Raw genomic sequence first — 20,281 nt, forward strand, 5'->3', positions numbered from 1 at the left:
TCTCTCCTGACGCCGTGTGGGCCACAAGCGTCACAGCAGTCGTACGGCCGTGTCGACGGCACCGGCCACATCCCCGTCGGCCGGATAGAGCAGGGAACGGCCGACGACGAGCCCCTTCACGGTGGGCAGCCGCAGGGCCGTGCGCCACTTCTCGTACGCGGCGTCGCCGCCCACGTCGCCACCGAGCAGCACGGTGGGGAGCGTGGTCGTCTCCAGCACCCGGCCCATGTCGGCGGGGTCGTCGGTGACGGGCACCTTGAGCCAGGTGTACGCGGAGGTCCCGGCGAGCCCCGAGGCGATGGCGATGGAGGTGGTGACGGCCTCGGCGCCCAGGTCGTTGTGGACCCGGCCGGCCACCCGCCGGGAGAGGAACGGTTCGACGAAGACGGGCAGTCGGCGGGCGGCCATGTCGTCGATGGCGCGGGCCGCGGAGTGCAGGGTCCGCAGCGAGCCGGGGTCGTCGTGGTCGATGCGCAGCAGGAGCTTGCCCGCGTCGAAGCCGAGCCCGGCCAGGTCCTCGGGGCGGTGCCCGGTGAACCGGTCGTCCATCTCGAACGCGGCACCCGCGAGCCCGCCGCGGTTCATGGACCCGATGACGACCTTGTCCTCCAGCGCGCCGAGCAGCAGCAGGTCGTCGAGGACGTCGGCGGAGCCGAGCACCCCGTCGACGCCGGGCCGGGACAGCGCGAGGCACAGCCGCTCCAGCAGCCCGGCCCTGTCGGCCATGGCGAACGGCCGGTCCCCGACGGCGAGTGCGCCGCGCGCGGGGTGGTCGGCGGCGATGATCATCAGCCGCCCGCTGTCCCCGACGAGCGGCCGCCGCACCCGCCGCGCAGCGGCTTCGGCGACGGCTTCGGGGTGCGCGGCCCTTACGTTGACCAGGTCGGCGATGTCGATTCTCACGATGACCTTCGGCTCGGCGGATGTTGCACGGCGGACGCCTGCGGCGGGCTTTTTCCCCAGCCCCGCCCCTTCCCGAAACTGGGGGCTCCGCCCCCAGACCCCCGGGGTGCGCGAATTCAGCCCGTCCGGCGTTTGAGGACGCGCCCGCAGGGCGCTCCCGCCGCAGGCGGCAAGACGGCCCGCAGCCGGGGGTCTGGGGCACGAGCCCCAGTTTCGGGAAGGGGCGGGGTAGGGGAACAAAACCCGCGGCTACCCGGAACCCAGCAACCCCTCGATCTCCGATCGCGTCGGCATCGCCGAAGAGCAGGACAGCCGCGAAGCGACAAGCGCCCCCGCAGCGTTCGCGTAACGCAACGACACCGCCAACGACAACCCGCTCAGCAACCCATCGCACAGCGCCCCGCCAAACGCATCACCCGCCCCCAACCCGTTCAGCACCTCGATCTCCACCGGCGGGACCTCCGCCGTCGTGCCGTCCCGGTGGACGGCGAGGACGCCCTTGGGTCCCTGCTTGACGACGGCCAGTTCGACGCCCGCGTCGAGGAGCGCCCAGGCCGCCGCGAGCGGCTCGCGCTCGCCCGTGGCGACCTCGCACTCGTCGGCGTTGCCGACGGCGACGGTGGCGTGGGCGAGGGCGGCCGCGTAGTACGGCCGGGCGGTGGCCATCGCGGCGGCACCCGTACGCCCGCCGTCGCCCGAGGCGCCGCCCTCGCCGCCCCAGAACAGCGGGCGCCAGTCGAGGTCGAGCACGGTGGTGCCCCGCTTGGCGCGGGCCGCGAGCGCGGCGAGCGTCGCGGAGCGGCTCGGCTCCTCGCACAGGCCGGTGCCGGTCACCCAGAAGATGCGGGCGGCGCGGATCGCGTCCAGGTCCAGTTCGGTGGTGTGGATCTCCAGGTCGGGCGCCTTGGGCCGACGGTAGAAGTAGAGCGGGAAGTCGTCCGGCGGGAAGATCTCGCAGAAGGTCAGGGGCGTGGGGTGGGCGGGCACGGGCGTCACCCACCGGTCGTCCACGCCGAAGTCGCGCAGCGCCCGGCGGACGTAGTCGCCGAAGGGGTCGGCGCCGGTGCGGCTGATCAGCGCGGTGCGGCGGCCGAGCCGGGCGGCGGCGACCGCGACATTGGCCGGCGAGCCGCCGAGGAACTTGCCGAAGGTCTCGACCTCCGCCAGCGGCACGCCGGGCTGCAAGGGATAGAGGTCCACCCCGACCCGGCCCATGGTGATCAGGTCGTACGGTCCCGTCTCGCTCATGGGTCAGGTCTAGCCGGGCCCCCGCGACCATGTCAAGGAATTGTCCTTACATATTGACGTACTCGGGGCGGACTTGACGTGACGTCCGAATGTCCGGACGTAACCTTGACACCCCCTCCGCCCGGCGGGGAAGCTACGGGGAGCCCCCGCCCCTCGCCCGAGGCGACCCGAGGAGAGCCGCAATGCCCCCCAGCCCCGCTCCTTCGCCCGCGTCCCGCATCCGGGTGGGTTCCGCCCCGGACTCCTGGGGCGTGTGGTTCGCCGACGACCCGGCCCAGGTCCCCTGGCAGCGCTTCCTGGACGAGGTCGCCGACGCGGGCTACGCCTGGATCGAGCTGGGGCCGTACGGCTACCTCCCCACCGACCCCGGCCGGCTGCGCGACGAGACCGGGCGGCGCGGCCTCTCCGTCTCCGCGGGCACGGTCTTCACCGCCCTGCACCGCGGCCCCTCCGTCTGGGATGCGACCTGGGAGCACGTGTCCGCGGTCGCCGGGCTGACCCGGGCGACGGGCGCGCGGCACCTGGTCGTCATCCCGTCCTTCTGGCGCGACGACCGGACCGCGGAGCAGATCGAGAGCCCCGAGCTGACGGCCGGGCAGTGGCAGCACCTGGCCACGGGCACGGAGCGGCTGGCCCGCGAGGTCCGCGACCGCTACGGCCTGGAGGTCGTCGTCCACCCGCACGCCGACACCCACATCGACACCGAGGCGCACGTCGAGCGGTTCCTCGACGCGACGGACCCCGCGCTGGTCAACCTGTGCCTGGACACCGGGCATTACGCGTACTGCGGCGGCGACAGCGTCAAGCTCATCGAGACCTACGGCGAGCGGATCGGCTATCTCCACCTCAAGCAGGTCGACCCGGCGGTCCTGGCGGAGGTGGTCGCGAAGGGCACCCCGTTCGGGCCCGCCGTGCGGCAGGGCGTGATGTGCGAACCGCCGCGCGGCGTACCGGCGCTGGAGCCCGTGCTCGCGGCCGCCGCGAAGCTGGACGCCGACCTGTTCGCCATCGTGGAACAGGACATGTACCCCTGTCCGCCGGACCGCCCGCTGCCCATCGCCCGGCGCACCCGGCGCTATCTGCGGGGCTGCGGCGTCTGACGGCTTTTTTCCCCCATGTACGGAACGAGGAGGCACCCACCATGACGCAGCAAGGCACGCTCGGCGTCGCCGTCATCGGCACGGGACGGATGGGCGCCGACCACGTCCGGCGGCTCGACCGGGTCATCAGCGGGGCGCGGGTCGCGGCGGTCGTCGACATCGACGGCGACCGCGCCAAGCGCGCCGCGGGCGGCATCGACGGCTGTACGGCCTACACCGACGCGGCCGCCGCCCTGTCCGCCCCCGACGTGGACGCCGTGCTCATCGCCTCCCCCGCCCCCGCGCACGAGGCCACGCTGCTGGAGGCGTTCGCGCGCGATCTGCCCGTGCTGTGCGAGAAGCCGCTCACGCCCGACGCCGCGTCCGCACTGCGCGTGGTGGAGGCCGAGGCCCGGCTCGGCCACCGGCGCGTCCAGGTGGGCTTCATGCGGCGGTACGACCCGGAGTACCTGCGCCTCAAGGCGCTGCTGGACGGCGGCGGCATCGGGCGCCCGCTGATGCTGCACTGCCGGCACCGCAACGCGGCCACACCGCCCGGCTTCACCGAGCAGATGATGATCAACGACTCGGTGGTCCACGAGATCGATGCCACGCGCTGGCTACTCGGCCAGGAGATCGCCGCCGTCACCGTCCTCAAACCGGCCCGCTCGTCCGCCGCGCCCGAAGGCCTCGGCGACCCTCAGCTCGTCCTCCTGGAGACCTCCGGCGGCGCCCTCGCGGACGTCGAGATCTTCGTCAACTGCGGCTTCGGCTACCAGGTCCAGTGCGAGGCCGTCGGCGAGCGCGGCAGCGCGCGCATCGGCGACGCGCACGGCCTGCTCGTGAACACGGCCGGCCGCTGGGGCGGCGAGATCCCCCAGGACTTCGTCGAACGCTTCCGCACCGCGTACGACGAACAGGTCCAACGCTGGGTGACCGCCACCCGCGAGGGCCGCACGGAGGGCCCGACCGCGTGGGACGGCTACGCGGCGGCAGCCGCCTGCGAAGCGGGCACCCGGGCCCAGGCGTCGGGTGCCCGCGAGCGAGTGATGTTGGCGGAGCGTCCACGACTGTACGGCTGAGAGCGCGGGCCCGTTGCCGCCTGCGGCGGAGCGCCCTGCGGGCGCGTCCTCAAACGCCGGACGGGCTGGATTTCGCGGACCGTAGCCCGGAATTCAGCCCGTCCGGCGTTTGAGGACAGCGCGCGAAGCGTGCTTCGGGGTCTGGGGCGGAGCCCCCCACGCGGCGGAGCCGCAAATTGACACAGCCGGGAAGGGGCGGGGCTGGGGAAAAGAAACGGAGCTGCACCATGAGGGTCGGACTCATCGGCGCGGGACGCATCGGCTCGTTCCACGCCTCCGTACTCGCCACCGCCGACGACGTCGAAGCACTCTTCATCGCCGACGCCGACGAACAGCGCGCAACCACCCTCGCCGCACGCCTCAACGCCGGAACCACCACCGTCGACACCCTCCTCCGCACCGTCGACGCCCTCGTCATCACCACCCCCACCTCGACCCACGCCGACCTCGTCACCCGCGCCGCCCGCGCCGGGCTGCCCGCGTTCTGCGAGAAGCCCGTCGCCCTCGATCCCCGGCGCACGCGGCAGGCGCTGAGTGCCGTCGAGGAGGCGGGGACGCTGTTGCAGCTCGGCTTCCAGCGGCGCTTCGACCCCGGGTTCCGCGCTGCGCGCGACGCGTTGCGGTCGGGGCGGCTGGGGCGGGTGCACACCATCCGGGCCGTCACCTCGGACGCCGCTCCCCCGCCCGCGGACTTCCTGCCGCTCTCCGGCGGGCTGATCCGCGACTGCCTGATCCACGACTTCGACACCGTGCGGTGGCTGACGGGACGTGAGGTGACGGAGGTCTACGCACGGGGCTCGGCCGGCGGCGCGGCGTTCTTCCGGGAGGCGGGCGACGTGGACACCGCCGCCGCCCTGCTCACCCTGGACGACGGCACACTCGTCACCGCGACCGCCACCCGCTACAACGGCGCGGGGCACGACGTACGGATGGAGCTGTCCGGTGAGCGCGACCAGTGGGTGGTGGGACTCGGCGACCGTACGCCCACGACGTCGGCCGAACCGGGCGGGCCCGGCGCGCCGGAGCGGCCCTGGGCGGACTTCCTGGAGCGGTTCGACACCGCGTACCGCGCCGAGTTGGCTCATTTCCTGCGGGCGGCGCGCGGCGAGGCGCCCAACCTCTGCTCCGGGCAGGAGGGGCTGGCGGCGCAGCTGATCGCCGAGGCGTGCGAGCTGTCGCGCCGGGAGAACCGCCCCGTCAGGCTGTGACCGCCGACCGCCCACCGGCGTGAGAGGTCACACCGTCACGACCGTCACGCTTTCGCAGAGCTTAGGTCACAGACCCCCAACAACCCCTCGCCGTCGCTCACTCCGCGTCGTTCACCGGGCACAGGCTCAGTGATCAAGAAGGCCGCGCCGCGGCTTCCCCGACGGATCCCCCTCCGTCGCCGCGGCGCAGCGGAGAGGCGCGAGAGATGACCGACCGTCGACTCTGGTCCTACAAAGAGATCGCGGCGCACATCGGCGTACAGACCGATACCGTCCGGACCTACCGCAAGCACGGCATGCTCCCCGCACCCGACCTGGTCGAGGAGAGCAAGCCCTACTGGTTCGCGGACACCATCCGCGACTGGGTGGCCGCCCGCCCCGGCAACCGCTCCCGGCGTGAGGCCAAGGACTGACACACCGCCCTCCCAGGGGCCCCGGGCCGGACTTCCGGCCCGGGGCCCCTTATGCGTGCGCGCCCCCGCGGGACCGGCGGAACCCCCGGCGAGGAATACCCCCAGGGGGTAAGCTGTTGGTGCTGTTGTCCGACGACGCACGACCTCACCGAGGGGAACCACCATGAGCGACTCCACCACCGTCTACCAGGTGACCGGCATGACCTGCGGGCACTGCGAGTCCGCGGTCACCGAAGAGATCTCCGCCCTCGCCGGGGTCACCTCGGTGAAGGCCGTCGCCGCAACCGGCCGGGTCACCGTGACCGCCGCCGCCCCGCTGGACGACGAGGCGATCCGCGCCGCCGTCGACGAGGCGGGCTACGAGCTCACGGGCCGCGCCTGACCCGTACGCCCCACCCGTTCCGCCCCCTCCCCACCGGGAACCCGCGATGACCGGCACGGCCCCCACCCCCGAGACACCCGCTCCCACCGAGGTCGAACTCGCCGTCGGCGGAATGACCTGCGCGTCGTGCGCCGCCCGGGTGGAGCGCAGGCTCAACCGGATGGACGGCGTCCGGGCGACCGTCAACTTCGCCACGGAGAAGGCCCGCGTCGCCCTCGGCGAAGGGGTGACGGTGGCGGACGTCATCGCCGAGGTGGAGCGGACGGGGTATACGGCCGAGCCGCCCCGGGCTCCCGGGCCCGAGGCGGCCACGGCGGCGGAGGGCGAGGACGGCGGGGAGGCGGGGGCGCTCCGGCAGCGGCTGGCCGTCTCGGCCGTGCTGTCCGTGCCGGTCGTGCTGATGTCGATGGTCCCCGCGCTCCAGTTCGACAACTGGCAGTGGCTGTCGCTGGCGCTCGCCGCCCCCGTTGTGATCTGGGGCGCGCTCCCCTTCCACCGGGCCGCGTGGACCAACGCCCGGCACGGCGCGGCGAGCATGGACACCCTGGTCTCGATCGGCACGCTGGCCGCGTTCGGCTGGTCGCTGTGGGCGCTGTTCCTCGGCACGGCCGGGATGCCGCACATGCGGCACGCGTTCTCGCTCACCGTGTCCCGTACGGACGGGTCGTCGACGATCTATCTGGAGGCGGCGGCCGGGGTGACGACGTTCCTCCTCGCCGGGCGCTGGCTGGAGGCGCGGTCCAAGCGGAAGGCGGGGGCCGCGCTGCGGGCGCTGCTGGAGCTGGGCGCCAAGGACGTGGCCGTCCTGCGGAACGGCCGCGAGGAGCGGGTCCCGGTGTCCCGCCTGGCGGTCGGCGACCGCTTCGTCGTACGGCCCGGGGAGAAGGTCGCGACGGACGGCACGGTGGTCGAGGGCGCGTCCGCCGTGGACGCCTCGATGCTGACGGGCGAGTCGGCGCCGGTGGACGTGAACGTGGGTGACACGGTCGCGGGCGCGACCGTCAACACCGCCGGACGGCTGGTCGTGGAGGCCACGCGGGTCGGCGCGGACACCCAGCTCGCCCGGATGGCCCGGCTGGTGGAGGACGCGCAGAGCGGCAAGGCCGAGGTGCAGCGCCTCGCCGACCGCGTCTCCGGCGTCTTCGTGCCGGTGGTCCTGCTGATCGCGCTCGGGACGCTGACCGGCTGGCTGCTGGCGACCGGCGACACCACGGCCGCGTTCACCGCCGCCGTGGCCGTTCTGATCATCGCCTGCCCGTGCGCCCTGGGCCTCGCCACACCGACCGCGCTCATGGTCGGCACGGGCCGGGGCGCCCAGCTCGGCATCCTGATCAAGGGGCCGGAGGTGCTGGAGTCGACCCGGCGGGTGGACACGGTCGTGCTGGACAAGACGGGCACGGTGACCACCGGCCGGATGGGTCTGCGCGACGTCGTCACCGCGCCGGGCACGGACGAGCGCGACCTGCTGCGCCGCGCCGGCGCGCTGGAGCACTTCTCCGAGCACCCGGTGGCGCGGGCCGTCGCCGCCGGGGCCGAGGAGCGGACCGGTGGGCTGCCGCCCGCCGAGCACTTCGAGAGCGTGGCCGGGCTGGGCGTCCGGGGCCTGGTCGAGGGGCACGAGGTGCTGGTGGGCCGGGAGTCGCTGCTCTTCGAGGCGGGGATCGAGCTGCCCGCGCGGCTCGCGGACGCGCTGGCCGCGGCGCGGGCCGAGGGCCGCACCGCCGTGGCGGTGGCCTGGGACAAGGAGGCGCGGGGCGTCCTCTCCGTCGCCGACACGGTCAAGGCGACCAGCGCGCGGGCGGTGGCCGAGCTGCGGGCCCTGGGGCTGCGCCCGGTGCTGCTGACCGGCGACAGCGCCGCGGTGGCCGGATCCGTCGCCCGCGCGGTGGGCATCGACGAGGTGATCGCCGAGGTGCTGCCGCAGGACAAGGTCGCCGTCGTCCGGCGGCTGCAGGGCGAGGGCCGTACGGTCGCGATGGTCGGCGACGGGGTCAACGACGCCGCCGCCCTGGCCACGGCCGATCTGGGGCTGGCCATGGGGACCGGCACGGACGCGGCCATGGAGGCGGGCGACCTCACGCTCGTCCGGGGCGACCTGCGCGTCGCGGCGGACGCGATCCGGCTGGCCCGGCGAACGCTCGCGACCATCAAGGGCAATCTCTTCTGGGCGTTCGGCTACAACGTGGCGGCGCTGCCGCTGGCCGCGGCGGGGCTGCTCAACCCGATGATCGCGGGGGCGGCGATGGCCTTCTCGTCCGTGTTCGTCGTGACCAACAGCCTGCGGCTGCGCTCTTTCCACTGAGCCCCGGGCCGCCCGGAGCCGCCCGGACCCGGATTCACGTAATCCATATAAGCGACACAACACCCACACATTCGACCCCTTGCCCTTTTACGTCCAGTTATGGCAGGAGACCTAGATCACAGCCTTTTCCAGGTAACCATTGCGGGGGGTCGCGGGTCTAACCAGGCAGTGCTGGATCGTCTTGGGGGACGGTACCGGCCACGCGTGGCCGGGGCACGTACACCGGGGAGCTTTGAGCGGCCCTCCCGTTCGTACGGGTCCCGGCAGATCGCGTCGGCTCCGCGCACCGCGACTCCCGGCCGGATCCCGTGGGGGGAATCCGTACCGGGGAACGGAAAGCGCCCCGCTCCGACCCGTGGGGGGATCGGTAGCGGGGCGCTTTTCTCTGCCCGTTTTTTCGCGGTCCGTCTTTCCCGGCCCGCGACGCTCAGCCCACGAGGGGCCCTGCGGACGTCAGCTGCGGTCGAGCGGCAGGTCGCGCTCCACCACGCCGGTGTAGATCTGGCGCGGGCGGCCGATGCGGGAGCCGGGCTCCTTGATCATCTCGTGCCACTGGGCGATCCAGCCGGGGAGGCGGCCGAGCGCGAAGAGCACGGTGAACATCTCGGTCGGGAAACCCATGGCCCGGTAGATCAGACCGGTGTAGAAGTCCACGTTGGGGTAGAGGTTGCGCGAGACGAAGTAGTCGTCGGAGAGCGCGTGCTCCTCCAGCTTGAGCGCGATGTCCAGCAGCTCGTCGGACTTGCCGAGCGCCGAGAGGACATCGTGGGCCGCCGCCTTGATGATCTTCGCCCGGGGGTCGAAGCTCTTGTAGACGCGGTGGCCGAAGCCCATCAGGCGGACGCCGTCCTCCTTGTTCTTCACCTTGCGGATGAAGGAGTCGACGTCGCCGCCGTTGGCCTGGATGCCTTCCAGCATCTCCAGGACCGACTGGTTGGCGCCACCGTGCAGCGGGCCCCACAGAGCGCTGATGCCGGCGGAGATCGAGGCGAACATGTTCGCCTGCGAGGAGCCGACCAGGCGCACGGTGGAGGTCGAACAGTTCTGCTCGTGGTCCGCGTGCAGGATCAGCAGCTTCTCGAGCGCCGAGACGACGACCGGGTCGAGGTCGTACTCCTGGGCCGGCACCGAGAACGTCATCCGCAGGAAGTTCTCGACGTAGCCGAGGTCGTTGCGCGGGTAGACGAACGGGTGGCCGATCGACTTCTTGTAGGCGTACGCGGCGATCGTCGGCAGCTTGGCCAGCAGACGGATCGTCGAGAGGTGGCGCTGCTTCTCGTCGAACGGGTTGTGGCTGTCCTGGTAGAAGGTGGACAGCGCGCTGACCACGGACGACAGCATGGCCATCGGGTGGGCGTCACGCGGGAAGCCGTCGAAGAAGCGCTTGACGTCCTCGTGCAGCAGCGTGTGCTGGGTGATCTCACCCTTGAAGGTGGCGAGCTCGTCGGCGGACGGCAGCTCGCCGTTGATCAGCAGGAACGCCGTCTCCAGGAACGTGCTGCGCTCGGCGACCTGCTCGATCGGGTAACCGCGGTAGCGGAGGATGCCCTGCTCGCCATCGAGGTAGGTGATAGCGGACTTGTACGCGGCGGTGTTGCCGTAACCGGAGTCCAGGGTCACCAGCCCGGTCTCGGCGCGGAGCTTGCCGATGTCGAAGCCCTTGTCGCCGACGGTGCTGTCGACCACCGGGTAGGTGTATTCGCCGTCCCCGTACCGCAGTACTACAGAGTTGTCGCTCACGTCATCCCTCACCGACGTTGTGCCTCTTCTTCGAGGTGCCCTGACTACCCCTACCTTCCCCCATTTGGACGATGCACGTGCACTCGGGGTCGGCCATAGGGCCTAAAGACGGCACTCAGTGCCGCCCAGCCTGGCCATACTGCCCCGTTCGCCCCGGTTGGTAAACCGTCTGGGGACGAATGCCATGTGCGTCACTCCCTCAGGCGCCCCTCCCCAGCCGGTGATCCAGGGCCGTACATCTGCGGCCTGCGGAAACGGTGCGCACGGCCTGGCCGAGGGCCTTGCGGGAGCCCACCAGGACCACCAGGCGCTTTGCCCGGGTCACGGCGGTATAGAGGAGATTGCGCTGGAGCATCATCCAGGCGCCGGTGGTGACGGGGATCACCACCGCCGGATACTCGCTGCCCTGCGAGCGATGGATGGTCACCGCGTAGGCGTGGGCGAGTTCGTCGAGTTCGTCGAAGTCGTAGCCGACCTCCTCGTCCTCGTCGGTGCGCACGGTGAGGCGCTGCTCGACCTCGTCCAGGGCGGTGACCACGCCCACCGTGCCGTTGAAGACGCCGTTCTCCCCCTTCTCGTAGTTGTTGCGGATCTGGGTGACCTTGTCGCCGACGCGGAAGACCCGGCCGCCGAATCGGCGCTCCGCGAGGCCGGGGCGGGCGGGCGTGATCGCCTGCTGGAGCAGTGCGTTGAGGTTCCCGGCGCCGGCCGGGCCGCGGTGCATGGGGGCCAGCACCTGGATGTCGCGGCGGGGGTCGAGGCCGAACTTCGCAGGGATGCGCCTGGCCGCCACCTCCACGGTGAGCCGGCCCGCCTCCTCGGTGTCCTCCTCGGGGAAGAGGAAGAAGTCGGCCAGACCCTGAGTGATGGGCGGCACACCGGAGTTGATGCGGTGGGCGTTGGTGACCACGCCGGACTGCTGCGCCTGCCGGAAGATGCGGGTGAGCCGCACGGCGGGGACGGGGCTGCCGGGCGCGAGGAGGTCGCGGAGCACCTCCCCTGCACCCACGGACGGCAGCTGGTCGACGTCGCCGACGAGCAGCAGGTGGGCGCCCGGGGCCACGGCCTTGACGAGCTTGTTGGCCAGCAGCAGATCGAGCATGGACGCCTCGTCGACCACCACCAGATCGGCGTCCAGCGGGCGGTCCTTGTCGTACACGGCGTCGCCGCCGGGCTTGAGCTCCAGGAGGCGGTGCACGGTGGACGCCTCGGCGCCGGTGAGCTCGGAGAGCCGCTTGGCGGCCCGCCCGGTGGGGGCGGCGAGCACGACCTTGGCCTTCTTGGCGCGGGCCAGCTCGACCACCGAGCGGACGGTGAAGGACTTGCCGCAGCCCGGCCCGCCGGTGAGGACTGCGACCTTGCTGGAGAGCGCGAGCCGGACCGCCTGCTGCTGCTCGGGGGCCAGCTCCGCGCCCGTGCGGTCCGCGAGCCAGGCCAGCGCCTTGTCCCACTCGACGGTCCGGAAGGCGGCCAGCCGGTCGTCCTCGGTCCGCAGCAGCCGCGTCAGTTGGGCGGCGAGGGAGAGCTCGGCGCGGTGGAAGGGGATGAGGTAGACGGCGGTGACGGGCTCGCCGTCGGGGCCGGGGACGCTCTCGCGGACCACGCCCTCCTCGTCGCCGGCGAGCTCGGCGAGGCAGTCGATGACGAGCCCGGTGTCGACCTGGAGGAGCTTGACGGCGTCGGCGATCAGCTTCTCCTCGGGGAGGTAGCAGTGCCCCTGGTCGGTGGACTGCGAAAGGGCGTACTGCAGACCGGCCTTGACGCGCTCGGGGCTGTCGTGCGGGATGCCGACGGCCTGGGCGATGCGGTCGGCGGTCAGGAAGCCGATGCCCCAGACGTCGGCGGCCAGCCGGTAGGGCTGATGGCGGGTCACGGAGATGGAGGCGTCGCCGTATTTCTTGTAGATCCGCACGGCGATGGAGGTGGAGACGCCGACGCCCTGGAGGAAGACCATGACCTCCTTGATGGCCTTCTGCTCCTCCCAGGCGGCGCCGATCATCTTCGTCCGCTTGGGGCCGAGGCCGGGCACCTCGATCAGCCTCTTGGGGTCCTTCTCGATGACGTCCAGGGTGTCGGTGCCGAAGTGCTCGGTGATGCGGTCCGCGATGCGCGGGCCGATGCCCTTGATGAGGCCGGAGCCCAGATAGCGGCGGATGCCCTGGATCGTGGCGGGGAGCAGCGTCGTGTAGTTCTCGACGGTGAACTGGCGGCCGTACTGCGGGTGGGAGCCCCAGCGGCCCTCCATCCGCAGCGACTCCCCCGGCTGCGCGCCGAGCAGGGAGCCGACGACCGTGAGGAGATCGCCGCTGCCGCGGCCGGTGTCGACGCGGGCGACCGTATAGCCGCTCTCCTCATTGGCGTAGGTGATCCGCTCCAGGACCCCTTCGACCACTGCCATGTTCACCATGACCCGACGGTACCGCCGGGGTACGACAGGCGTTCGGGGCTGTGGATAACTCCCCCGAGGCCCACGGGACAAGCCGAGGGGCCCGGTCCGACGACCGGGCCCCTCGGGCACCCCCCTGAAACCGGCTTCCTCTGAAATCCCCCCGGATCCCTCCCCAGGAAGCCCGATGCAAGTTACGACCCACTGGACCGCGAAAGGGTTGCACCGCCTTCAAGGAGTTATCGTTCCGTTACCCGAACCGGGAACGATCACTTACCCGTTACCGCGGGTATCCCCAGCACATACCGCTCGTAACGATCCAGCACCTCCGCCAGCACCGCCGCGCCGTCCCGCGCCCACAGCCCCGGCTGGAAGATCTCCACCTCCTCCGGCCCCCGGTATCCGGCGGCCCCGGCCCGCTCGTGGAACCACCGCAGATCCACGCATCCGTCCCCCAGTTGCCCCCGCCCCAGCAGCACGCCTTCCGGCAGCGGGGTGACCCAGTCGGCGAGCTGGAAGGCCGCGATCCGGCCGCCCTCCCCGGCCCGTACGAGCTGTCCGGCCACGGTGTCGTCCCACCACAGGTGGTAGGTGTCGACCACCACGCCCACCTGGTCGGCCGGGAAGCGCTCGGCCAGGTCGAGGGCCTGACGCAGGGTCGACACGACGCAGCGGTCGGAGGCGTACATCGGGTGCAGCGGCTCGATCGCGAGCCGGACCCCGCACCCGGCCGCGTACGGCCCGAGCTCCGCCAGTGCGTCGGCGACCCGCTCGCGCGCGCCCGGCAGGTCCCGGGAGCCCGGCGGCAGGCCGCCCGCGACCAGGACGAGCGTGCCGGTGCCCAGCGTGGCCGCCTCCTCGACGGCCGCCCGGTTGTCGGCCAGCGCCGCCGCCCGGCCGGCGGGGTCTGCGGCGGTCAGGAAGCCGCCCCGGCACAGGCTGCTGACGGTCAGTCCTGCGTCCCGCACCAGGCGGGCGGCGGCCTCGGCCCCGTACTCCCGCACGGGCCCGCGCCACAGCCCCACCCGGCGCACCCCGGCCGCCGCGCAGCCCGCCGCGAGCTCGGGCAGGGACCACTGCCGCACGGTCTGCTGGTTGAGACTGAACCGCGCGGGGGCCGTCACGGCCCCGCCCCGTGCAGCGCCAGCAGCCGCGCCATCCGGTCCTCCGCGAGATCCGGGTCGGGGAACAGGCCCAGCTCGTCGGCCAGTTCGTAGGCGCGCGCCAGGTGCGGCAGGGAGCGCGCGGCGTGCAGGCCGCCGGCCATCGTGAAGTGCTCCTGGTGGCCCGCGAGCCAGGCCAGCAGGACGACACCGGTCTTGTACGCGCGCGTGGGCGGTTCGAAGAGGTGCCGGGACAGCGCGACGGCCGGGTCCAGCCGCTCCCGGAAGCCCTGCCGGTCACCGGAGTCGAGCCGCCGCGCGGCGTCCACGGCGAGCGGCCCCAGCGGGTCGAACACCCCGAGGAGCGCGTCGCTGTGGCCCTGCGCGTCCCCCTCGATCAGCTCGGGATAGTGCAGGTCGTCCCCCGTGAAGCAGCGCACCCCGGCGGGCAGCCGCCTGCGCAGGGCGCGTTCGCGCCCCGCGTCCAGCAGGGACACCTTCACGCCGTCGACCTTCTCCCGGTGGGCGTGGACGATGTCGAGGAGCGTCCGCGCCGCGCCGTCCAGGTCGTCGTCGCCCCAGTAGCCCTCCAGGGCGGGGTCGAAGACCGGGCCGAGCCAGTGCAGGATCACGGGCCCCGACGTCTGGCTCAGGAGGCGCCCGTACGTCTCCCGGTAGTCGTCCGGTCCGGTGGCGACGGCCGCGAGGGCGCGGGAGGCCAGGACGACGGCCTGGGCGCCGTGCGCCTCCACCACGTCCAGCTGCTCCTCGTAGGCCGCCGTGACGTCCTCCAGCGTGCCGTACGGGGGCGTGAGCTGGTCGGTGCCCGCCCCGCAGACGATCCGGCCGCCCACGGCGCGCGCCTCGGCGGCGGAGCGCCGTATCAGCTCGGCCGCCCGTGGCCAGTCCAGGCCCGCGCCGCGCTGGGCGGTGTCCATGGCCTCGGCGACGGCGAGCCCGTGCGCCCACAGGTGGCGGCGGAAGGCGAGGGTGGCGTCCCAGTCGAGGTCGGCGGGGCCGTAGGGCGTGGTGTCGCCGTACGGGTCGGCGACGATGTGGGCGGCGGCGAAGAGCATGCGGGAAGCGGGCGGTCCGCTCCCCGCCACGAGCTCCAGCGGCCGCTTCCGGGGTGCGTACGGGCGCAGGGCGCCGCGGGCGTCGGGCAGCCGGATCACGGTGCGCCCCCGGCGATGCCGAGGCTCCGTCTGCGGCCGTCCCGGGCGGAGTCCCGGGCCAGCAGCCCCAGCCGTACGCCGCGCGCGCCCGCGTCCAGGCCGAAGTGCCAGGGCTCGTCCAGGGCGACATGGCGCAGGAAGAGCTCCCACTGCGCCTTGAAGGCGTTGCCGCCCTCCCCGGATTCCCCGTTGTCCGGGACCTCCTGCCACTGGGCGCGGAAGTCCTCGGTCACCGGGACGTCGGGGTTCCACACGGGCCGCGGGGTGGCGGAGCGGTGCTGCGCGCGGCAGTTCCGCAGGCCCGCGACGGCCGAGCCCTCGGTGCCGTCGACCTGGAACTCCAGCAGTTCGCCACGGTGCACCCGCACCGCCCAGGAGGAGTTGAGCTGGGCGACGATCCCGCCCTCCAGCTCCATGATCGCGTAGACGGCGTCGTCGGCGGCCGCCTCGTACGGCACGCCGTGCTCGTCCCAGCGGCGCGGGATGTGCGTCGCCAGGTGCGCCTGTACGGACCTGATGGGGCCGAACAGCTCGCGCAGGACGTACTCCCAGTGCGGGAACATGTCGGCGGTGATGCCCGCGTCCGGGTCGCGGTAGTTCCAGGAGGGCCGCTGGGCGGGCTGCCAGTCGCCCTCGAAGACCCAGTAGCCGAACTCCCCGCGGACGGACAGCACCCGGCCGAAGAAGCCGCCGTCGAGCAGCCGCTTCAGCTTGCGGATGCCCGGGAGGAACAGCTTGTCCTGGACGACGCCGTGCTTGACGCCCGCGGCGACGGCCCGTCGGTGGAGGACGAGGGCGCCGCCGTGGTCGAGGGCGGTGGGCTTCTCGCAGTAGACGTGCTTGCCCGCGTCGATGGCCTTGTGCAGGGCGGCCTCCCGCTCGCGGGTGGCCTGCGCGTCGAAGTAGATGTCGATCGCCGGGTCGCCGAGGACGGTGTCGAGGTCGGTGGTCCACGCGTCCAGTCCGTAGCGCCCGGCGAGTGCTCTGAGCTTGTGTTCGCTGCGTCCGACGAGGACGGGCTGCGGCCACAGCCGGGTGCCGTCGCCGACGTCGATGCCGCCCTGCTCGCGCAGCGCGAGGATCGAGCGGACGAGGTGCTGGTGGTGTCCCATGCGTCCGGTGACACCGTTCATGGCTATCCGTAAGGCTCTGGTGTCCGTTCCGGTCACCCCCTTCTGCCGTACGGGAAGCATTTCCCGGACGCCGCCGGGGAACCCGGTCCCCATGAAACTCGCCTTTTCCACTCTCGGAGTGCCCGGTATGCCCCTCCCGGAGGTGGCCCGCCTCGCCCACGCGCACGGCTATGACGGCGTCGAGCTACGGGCCCACCCCGAAGAGCCCCTGCACCCCGGGACGGGGCCGCGGGAGCGGGCCGGTGCGGTGGCCGCGTTCGCGGCGGCGGGGGTGGAGATCCTGGGCGTCGCCGGGTACGTCCGGGTGGCCTCCCCGGAGCCGGACGAAGCGGTGTTCGACGCTCTGAACGGGCTGATCCGGCTGGCGGCCGACGTCGGCGCGCGCTACGCCCGCGTGTTCCCCGGCGGCGCGGACCGCCCCGCCGCCGAGGCGGACGCGGACGCCGCGCGCCGGCTCGGCGCGGTGGCGCCGCTCGCGGCGGACCTGGGCGTCCACGTCCTCCTGGAGACCCACGACTCCCACCGCCGGGCCCGGGACGTCGCGCGCGTCCTGGGCCCCGTGGGCCACCCCAACGTCGGCGCACTCTGGGACGTCCTCCACACCTGGCTGGGCGGCGAGACCCCGGCCGTCAGCTTCCCCGCCCTCGCCCCGCACCTGGGCTACGTCCAGCTCAAGGACGTCGCCTCCCCCGACGACACGGCCCCGCTGCCGCTGGGCACGGGCGTGCTGCCGCTGGGCGGCTGCGTGGACGTCCTCGGCCGGGCGGGCTGGGACGGGTGGCTGTGCTGGGAGTACGAGCGCCGGTGGCACCCGGAGGCGGCCGACTTCGCGCAGCTGATGGGCCCGGGGCGGGCGTACGTGGAGGGCCTACTGTCGGGTGCGGCGCCGTGACCTCCGACCGGCCACTCGGCCGGAGCCGGTCACCGCGCGAACCGTATGATCAGCCCTGGCGAGAGGGCTGCACATGGCGGTGGAGGACACCAAGGAACGGCTGATCGACGCGGCGGGCACCGTACTGAGGACGCAGGGCTACGGCAGGTCCAGCGCGCGGACGATCGCCAAGGAGGCCGGGGTCAACTCGGCTCTGGTCTTCTATCACTTCGGCGGTGTCGACCCGCTGCTGTTCGCCGCGCTCGACCGGTCGTCCGCCGAGCGGATGGCCGTGCTCTCGGACGCCGTCACCGGCTGCCGCACCCTCGAGGACCTCGTGGAGGCGGGCACCCGCGTCTACCGGCACGACATCGACGCCGGGCACCTGACCCTCTTCTCCGAGCTCGTCGCCGCCGCCGTCGCCAAGCCGGAGCTGCGGGACGAGATCAAGGTGCGGGCGGAGCCGTGGATAGCCTTCGTCGAGGAGACGCTGGAGCGCGTCATCGGGGGCACCCCGCTGGCCCGGCTGACCCCGCCGCGCGACCTGGCCAACGCGGCGATCACGTTCTATCTGGGGGTCAACCTCTTCACCGTGCTGGACTCCGACCGCTCGCGCACGGAGTCGGTGTTCGCGATGGCCCGGCGGCTCGCCCCCCGCGCGCGGCTGCTCACCCGGCGGCTGCCGGCCCGGCTCGGCACCAAGCGGCGCGCGCTCGGCTAACGCGCGCCCCGCACGGAACCGCCGCGGGGCACCGCCCGTCCAAGGGGCGTGCCGCCGTCGGGGCACCGCAGCGCGGTATCGGCGTACGCCACCGATCGCGTCGCTGAACTCCCTCTCCGCCGCCCTGCTTCCCGACGGCACCGCCGCCGGCGCACCCCCCTTCACGGCGCCGGCGGTGGCCCTCCGCACCCCGGGCGCGCGGGTGATGACCGCACGCTCCCGCGTACGGGCCGTACCGTGCGCCCCGCACACGCTCCGTTCCCTCCCTCCGTACGCGCCCCACGCGTCTGGCGCACGCCGGTTCCAGGCAGCACGCTGGAGCGCGTGGAAGGACGGACGGGGGACAGCATGCGCCATCGCGCTCTGCCGGGCGCGCTGCTCGCACTCATGGGGCTCACGGGGCCGGTGGCGCTGTCCGGTTGCCACGCGCCGCAGCGGGCCGGCTCGGTCGTCACCCCGCCGCCGTCGCCGCCCCGCTCCGGGGAGCGGCCGGAGTTCCTGGCCGAGGACGCGTGCGCGGGCGGGGGCCACGAGTCGTACACCGAGGTCGACTGCGCGGACGCCCGTGCCGCCGCGCGCGTCCTCGCCCGCTACAACGGCCCGCAGGCGAGCGGCCCGCGCTGCCCGGCCGCCACGGACTTCGTCCTGCACATCACGGCGGTGGACCAGGGCGACTCGGAGAAGGAGAGCTCGCCGGAGGGATACGCCTGCATGCGCTACCTCCGGCCGCCGCACCCGGGCGACCCGGGGCAGGGCGGCGGCCCGCTGACGGTGACCGGCGACTGCGTCTACACCCAGCGGGACGGGGTGGTGAAGGAGACCGCGTGCGACGGCTCGGGGGCGCACGCGCCGGAGTACCGGGTGATCGACGAGGTCACCACGCGCGCCGCGTGCCCGCCGTCGACGGATCTCTATGTGCAGGTGGGCGGCGAGGCACCCGTCGGGTGCGCCCGCCGCCTGTCCTGACGCCCGCCGTTACGGCCGCAGGCTCTGCTGCCGCTCGACGACCGGGCGGTCGAGCTTCGCGTCGTACGGCGCGAGGGGCTTGGCGTGGGACGCGTCCTGCAGCACGGCCTTGGGAGCCACGCCCGCCCACTGGAGCACCTCGGCCGTGGCCTTCGCCCGCTCGTCGGCGACGAGTTGGGCGATGTTCGAGCCGTGGTTGCCGCCGGGGGCGTAGAAGCGGAAGTCGTGGCGCGCCGCCGCGTTCCTGCCGAGGGTGAACGGCTCACCGCTCCACGGGTCGTTCTGGCCGTAGACGAAGAGCATCCGCTCGCTGTCCTTGCGGACCCAGCGGTCGATGTCGGCCATCACACCGGGGTGGAACCTCATCGGGATGTCCCGCGGGACGTAATTGCGCGGGGTGTTGATCCCGGGGTACCGCAGCAGGCCCTTGAGCTGCGGGGTCTTGACGGTGGGCGACCCGAGCTCGGTGCCCGCCTGGTAGTAGTACGGCGTGTACTTCTCCAGGCCCTGGTCGGTGTAGCTGTCGAAGCCGGAGATGGTGTCGACGAACTTGTAGAGGTCGTCGGTGGAGGCGCTGGTCGCGGGCACGGTCGCGCAGTCGCTCTGGAGGTGGTACTGCCAGAACGACCACACCAGGTCGAGGACGACGTTCTCGTACGCCTTGTCGGCGCTGCCGACGACCTTGAACGTCCTGCTGTTGGCGTCGGCCCACTTCTGGTAGCGGGCGACGATCTCGTCACGGCGCACCAGTGCCTGCTTCTGCACGGAGTAGAGCTGGGTGCGGCATGCCTTGTCGCCGACGTTCGCGAAGAAACGGTCATAGGCCGAGTCCTCGGCGTCGTTGACGTCGTTGGGCGCGACGTAGGCGACGGTGCCGTCCATGTCCTGCGGGTGGAAGCGGCGGTAGTACGTCGCCGTCATGCCGCCCTTGCTGCCGCCGGTGGCCAGCCAGTTCTTGCGGTAGACCGGCTTGAGCGCCTGGAAGAGGCGGTGCTGGTCGTCGGCCGCCTGCCGGATGTCGAGCTTGGACCAGTCGGCGGGCTGCGGGCGGGACGGGGTGAAGAAACGGTACTCCAGCGACACCTGGTTGCCGTCGACGATCCGGGTCGGCTCGCTGCGGCCGGGGCTGGTGTTGACGTTGTAGCCGGAGGTGAAGAACACGGTCGGGCGGTCCGTGGACTTGTGCAGCAGGGTGAAGCGCTGCTTGAAGGTGCCCTTGGACGGGTCGCGGTGGTCCACGGGCTGGTCGTAGGTCAGGACGAGGTAGCGGTAGCCGTCATAGGGCTTCTCCTCGACGAAGTTCATTCCCGGAATGTCGAGGATGCGTTGCTTGATGTCCGGCTCTGTGGTCGCCGCGGTGGCCGTGGTCGCCGCCCCGATGCCGATGGTGCTCATGAGCACCGTCAGCGCCAACAGCCATCTGAGTACCTTGCGCATTCGCCCTCCCCTTGGGTTCGCATAGGTCGCGGCGAACTTACCTGGGCGGGCGGGTATTTGTCTCCGGCGTCTTGCGTCACGTGTGCGGCGGTTGCCCTCAAGTACGCGACCGGCCCGGCTGTTGCCCGGATC

The 20,281-nt window shown here is 72.7% G+C and carries 17 protein-coding genes; 9 read left to right on the plus strand and 8 right to left on the minus strand.

Annotated elements, in window-relative coordinates; all coding sequences use genetic code 11:
* Window positions 1-30: 30 nt before the first annotated feature.
* Both ABD269_RS01240 and iolC read right to left on the minus strand, forming a co-directional pair.
* Window positions 31-903: a Cgl0159 family (beta/alpha)8-fold protein gene (locus tag ABD269_RS01240; RefSeq protein WP_344115124.1), complete on the minus strand. Its 873-nt coding sequence runs from the start codon at window positions 901-903 to the stop codon at window positions 31-33.
* Window positions 904-1,152: 249 nt separating this feature from the next.
* Window positions 1,153-2,151 carry a 5-dehydro-2-deoxygluconokinase gene (gene iolC, locus ABD269_RS01245; RefSeq protein ID WP_301887303.1) on the minus strand — a complete coding sequence of 333 codons (999 nt, stop codon included), beginning with the start codon at window positions 2,149-2,151 and terminating at the stop codon, window positions 1,153-1,155.
* 182 nt (window positions 2,152-2,333) lie between these two features.
* On the opposite strand from iolC, the gene ABD269_RS01250 reads away from it, so the two are divergent.
* The 6 genes from ABD269_RS01250 (at window position 2,334) to ABD269_RS01275 (ending at window position 8,617) form a co-directional block, all read left to right on the plus strand.
* On the plus strand, window positions 2,334-3,251 hold the full coding sequence (locus tag ABD269_RS01250; protein ID WP_344115127.1) for a sugar phosphate isomerase/epimerase family protein: 918 nt from the start codon (window positions 2,334-2,336) through the stop codon (window positions 3,249-3,251).
* A 41-nt stretch (window positions 3,252-3,292) separates the two neighbouring features.
* Entirely contained in the window at window positions 3,293-4,312 is a 1,020-nt protein-coding gene (locus ABD269_RS01255; RefSeq protein ID WP_344115129.1) for a Gfo/Idh/MocA family protein, read from the plus strand.
* Between the two features lie 227 nt (window positions 4,313-4,539).
* Window positions 4,540-5,520 carry a Gfo/Idh/MocA family protein gene (locus tag ABD269_RS01260; protein WP_344115131.1) on the plus strand — a complete coding sequence of 327 codons (981 nt, stop codon included), beginning with the start codon at window positions 4,540-4,542 and terminating at the stop codon, window positions 5,518-5,520.
* Window positions 5,521-5,726: 206 nt separating this feature from the next.
* The gene (locus ABD269_RS01265; RefSeq protein WP_301887299.1) at window positions 5,727-5,933 is read left to right on the plus strand and encodes a helix-turn-helix transcriptional regulator; all 207 of its coding nucleotides are present in this window, start codon (window positions 5,727-5,729) and stop codon (window positions 5,931-5,933) included.
* 163 nt (window positions 5,934-6,096) lie between these two features.
* Complete coding sequence (locus ABD269_RS01270) at window positions 6,097-6,315, plus strand: heavy-metal-associated domain-containing protein (protein ID WP_301887298.1); 219 nt, start codon at window positions 6,097-6,099, stop codon at window positions 6,313-6,315.
* Between the two features lie 46 nt (window positions 6,316-6,361).
* Window positions 6,362-8,617 (plus strand): heavy metal translocating P-type ATPase, encoded by a 2,256-nt coding sequence (locus ABD269_RS01275; protein ID WP_344115135.1) that lies wholly within the window; start codon window positions 6,362-6,364, stop codon window positions 8,615-8,617.
* A gap of 453 nt (window positions 8,618-9,070) precedes the next feature.
* Here the strand turns inward: ABD269_RS01275 and ABD269_RS01280 are convergent, their stop codons facing one another.
* From ABD269_RS01280 to ABD269_RS01300, 5 genes are all read right to left on the minus strand, one after another.
* Window positions 9,071-10,357: a citrate synthase gene (locus ABD269_RS01280; protein WP_301887296.1), complete on the minus strand. Its 1,287-nt coding sequence runs from the start codon at window positions 10,355-10,357 to the stop codon at window positions 9,071-9,073.
* A 199-nt stretch (window positions 10,358-10,556) separates the two neighbouring features.
* Window positions 10,557-12,764 (minus strand): SF1B family DNA helicase RecD2, encoded by a 2,208-nt coding sequence (gene recD2 / locus ABD269_RS01285; protein WP_344115139.1) that lies wholly within the window; start codon window positions 12,762-12,764, stop codon window positions 10,557-10,559.
* A gap of 248 nt (window positions 12,765-13,012) precedes the next feature.
* On the minus strand, window positions 13,013-13,867 hold the full coding sequence (locus ABD269_RS01290) for a sugar phosphate isomerase/epimerase family protein (RefSeq protein ID WP_344115141.1): 855 nt from the start codon (window positions 13,865-13,867) through the stop codon (window positions 13,013-13,015).
* Window positions 13,864-15,021: a dihydrodipicolinate synthase family protein gene (locus ABD269_RS01295; RefSeq protein WP_344115143.1), complete on the minus strand. Its 1,158-nt coding sequence runs from the start codon at window positions 15,019-15,021 to the stop codon at window positions 13,864-13,866. The genes ABD269_RS01290 and ABD269_RS01295 overlap by 4 nt, the downstream gene beginning before the upstream one ends.
* A complete protein-coding gene (locus tag ABD269_RS01300; protein ID WP_344115145.1) occupies window positions 15,018-16,154 on the minus strand; it encodes a Gfo/Idh/MocA family protein in 1,137 nt (378 codons plus the stop codon). The genes ABD269_RS01295 and ABD269_RS01300 overlap by 4 nt, the downstream gene beginning before the upstream one ends.
* 91 nt (window positions 16,155-16,245) lie before the next feature.
* On the opposite strand from ABD269_RS01300, the gene ABD269_RS01305 reads away from it, so the two are divergent.
* The 3 genes from ABD269_RS01305 to ABD269_RS01315 all read left to right on the plus strand — a co-directional run bounded on the left by ABD269_RS01305 (window position 16,246) and on the right by ABD269_RS01315 (window position 18,712).
* Complete coding sequence (locus ABD269_RS01305; RefSeq protein WP_344115147.1) at window positions 16,246-17,046, plus strand: sugar phosphate isomerase/epimerase family protein; 801 nt, start codon at window positions 16,246-16,248, stop codon at window positions 17,044-17,046.
* A gap of 73 nt (window positions 17,047-17,119) precedes the next feature.
* A complete protein-coding gene (locus tag ABD269_RS01310) occupies window positions 17,120-17,746 on the plus strand; it encodes a TetR/AcrR family transcriptional regulator (RefSeq protein WP_344115149.1) in 627 nt (208 codons plus the stop codon).
* 348 nt (window positions 17,747-18,094) lie between these two features.
* A complete protein-coding gene (locus tag ABD269_RS01315) occupies window positions 18,095-18,712 on the plus strand; it encodes a hypothetical protein (RefSeq protein WP_344115151.1) in 618 nt (205 codons plus the stop codon).
* A gap of 9 nt (window positions 18,713-18,721) precedes the next feature.
* On the opposite strand, the gene ABD269_RS01320 is transcribed toward ABD269_RS01315, so the two are convergent.
* Window positions 18,722-20,149, minus strand: coding sequence for a S28 family serine protease (locus tag ABD269_RS01320; protein WP_344115154.1), 1,428 nt, complete (start codon window positions 20,147-20,149; stop codon window positions 18,722-18,724).
* Window positions 20,150-20,281: the final 132 nt, after the last annotated feature.

Origin of the sequence: Streptomyces blastmyceticus, from assembly GCF_039521185.1 — a bacterium.
Classification (GTDB): domain Bacteria; phylum Actinomycetota; class Actinomycetes; order Streptomycetales; family Streptomycetaceae; genus Streptomyces; species Streptomyces blastmyceticus.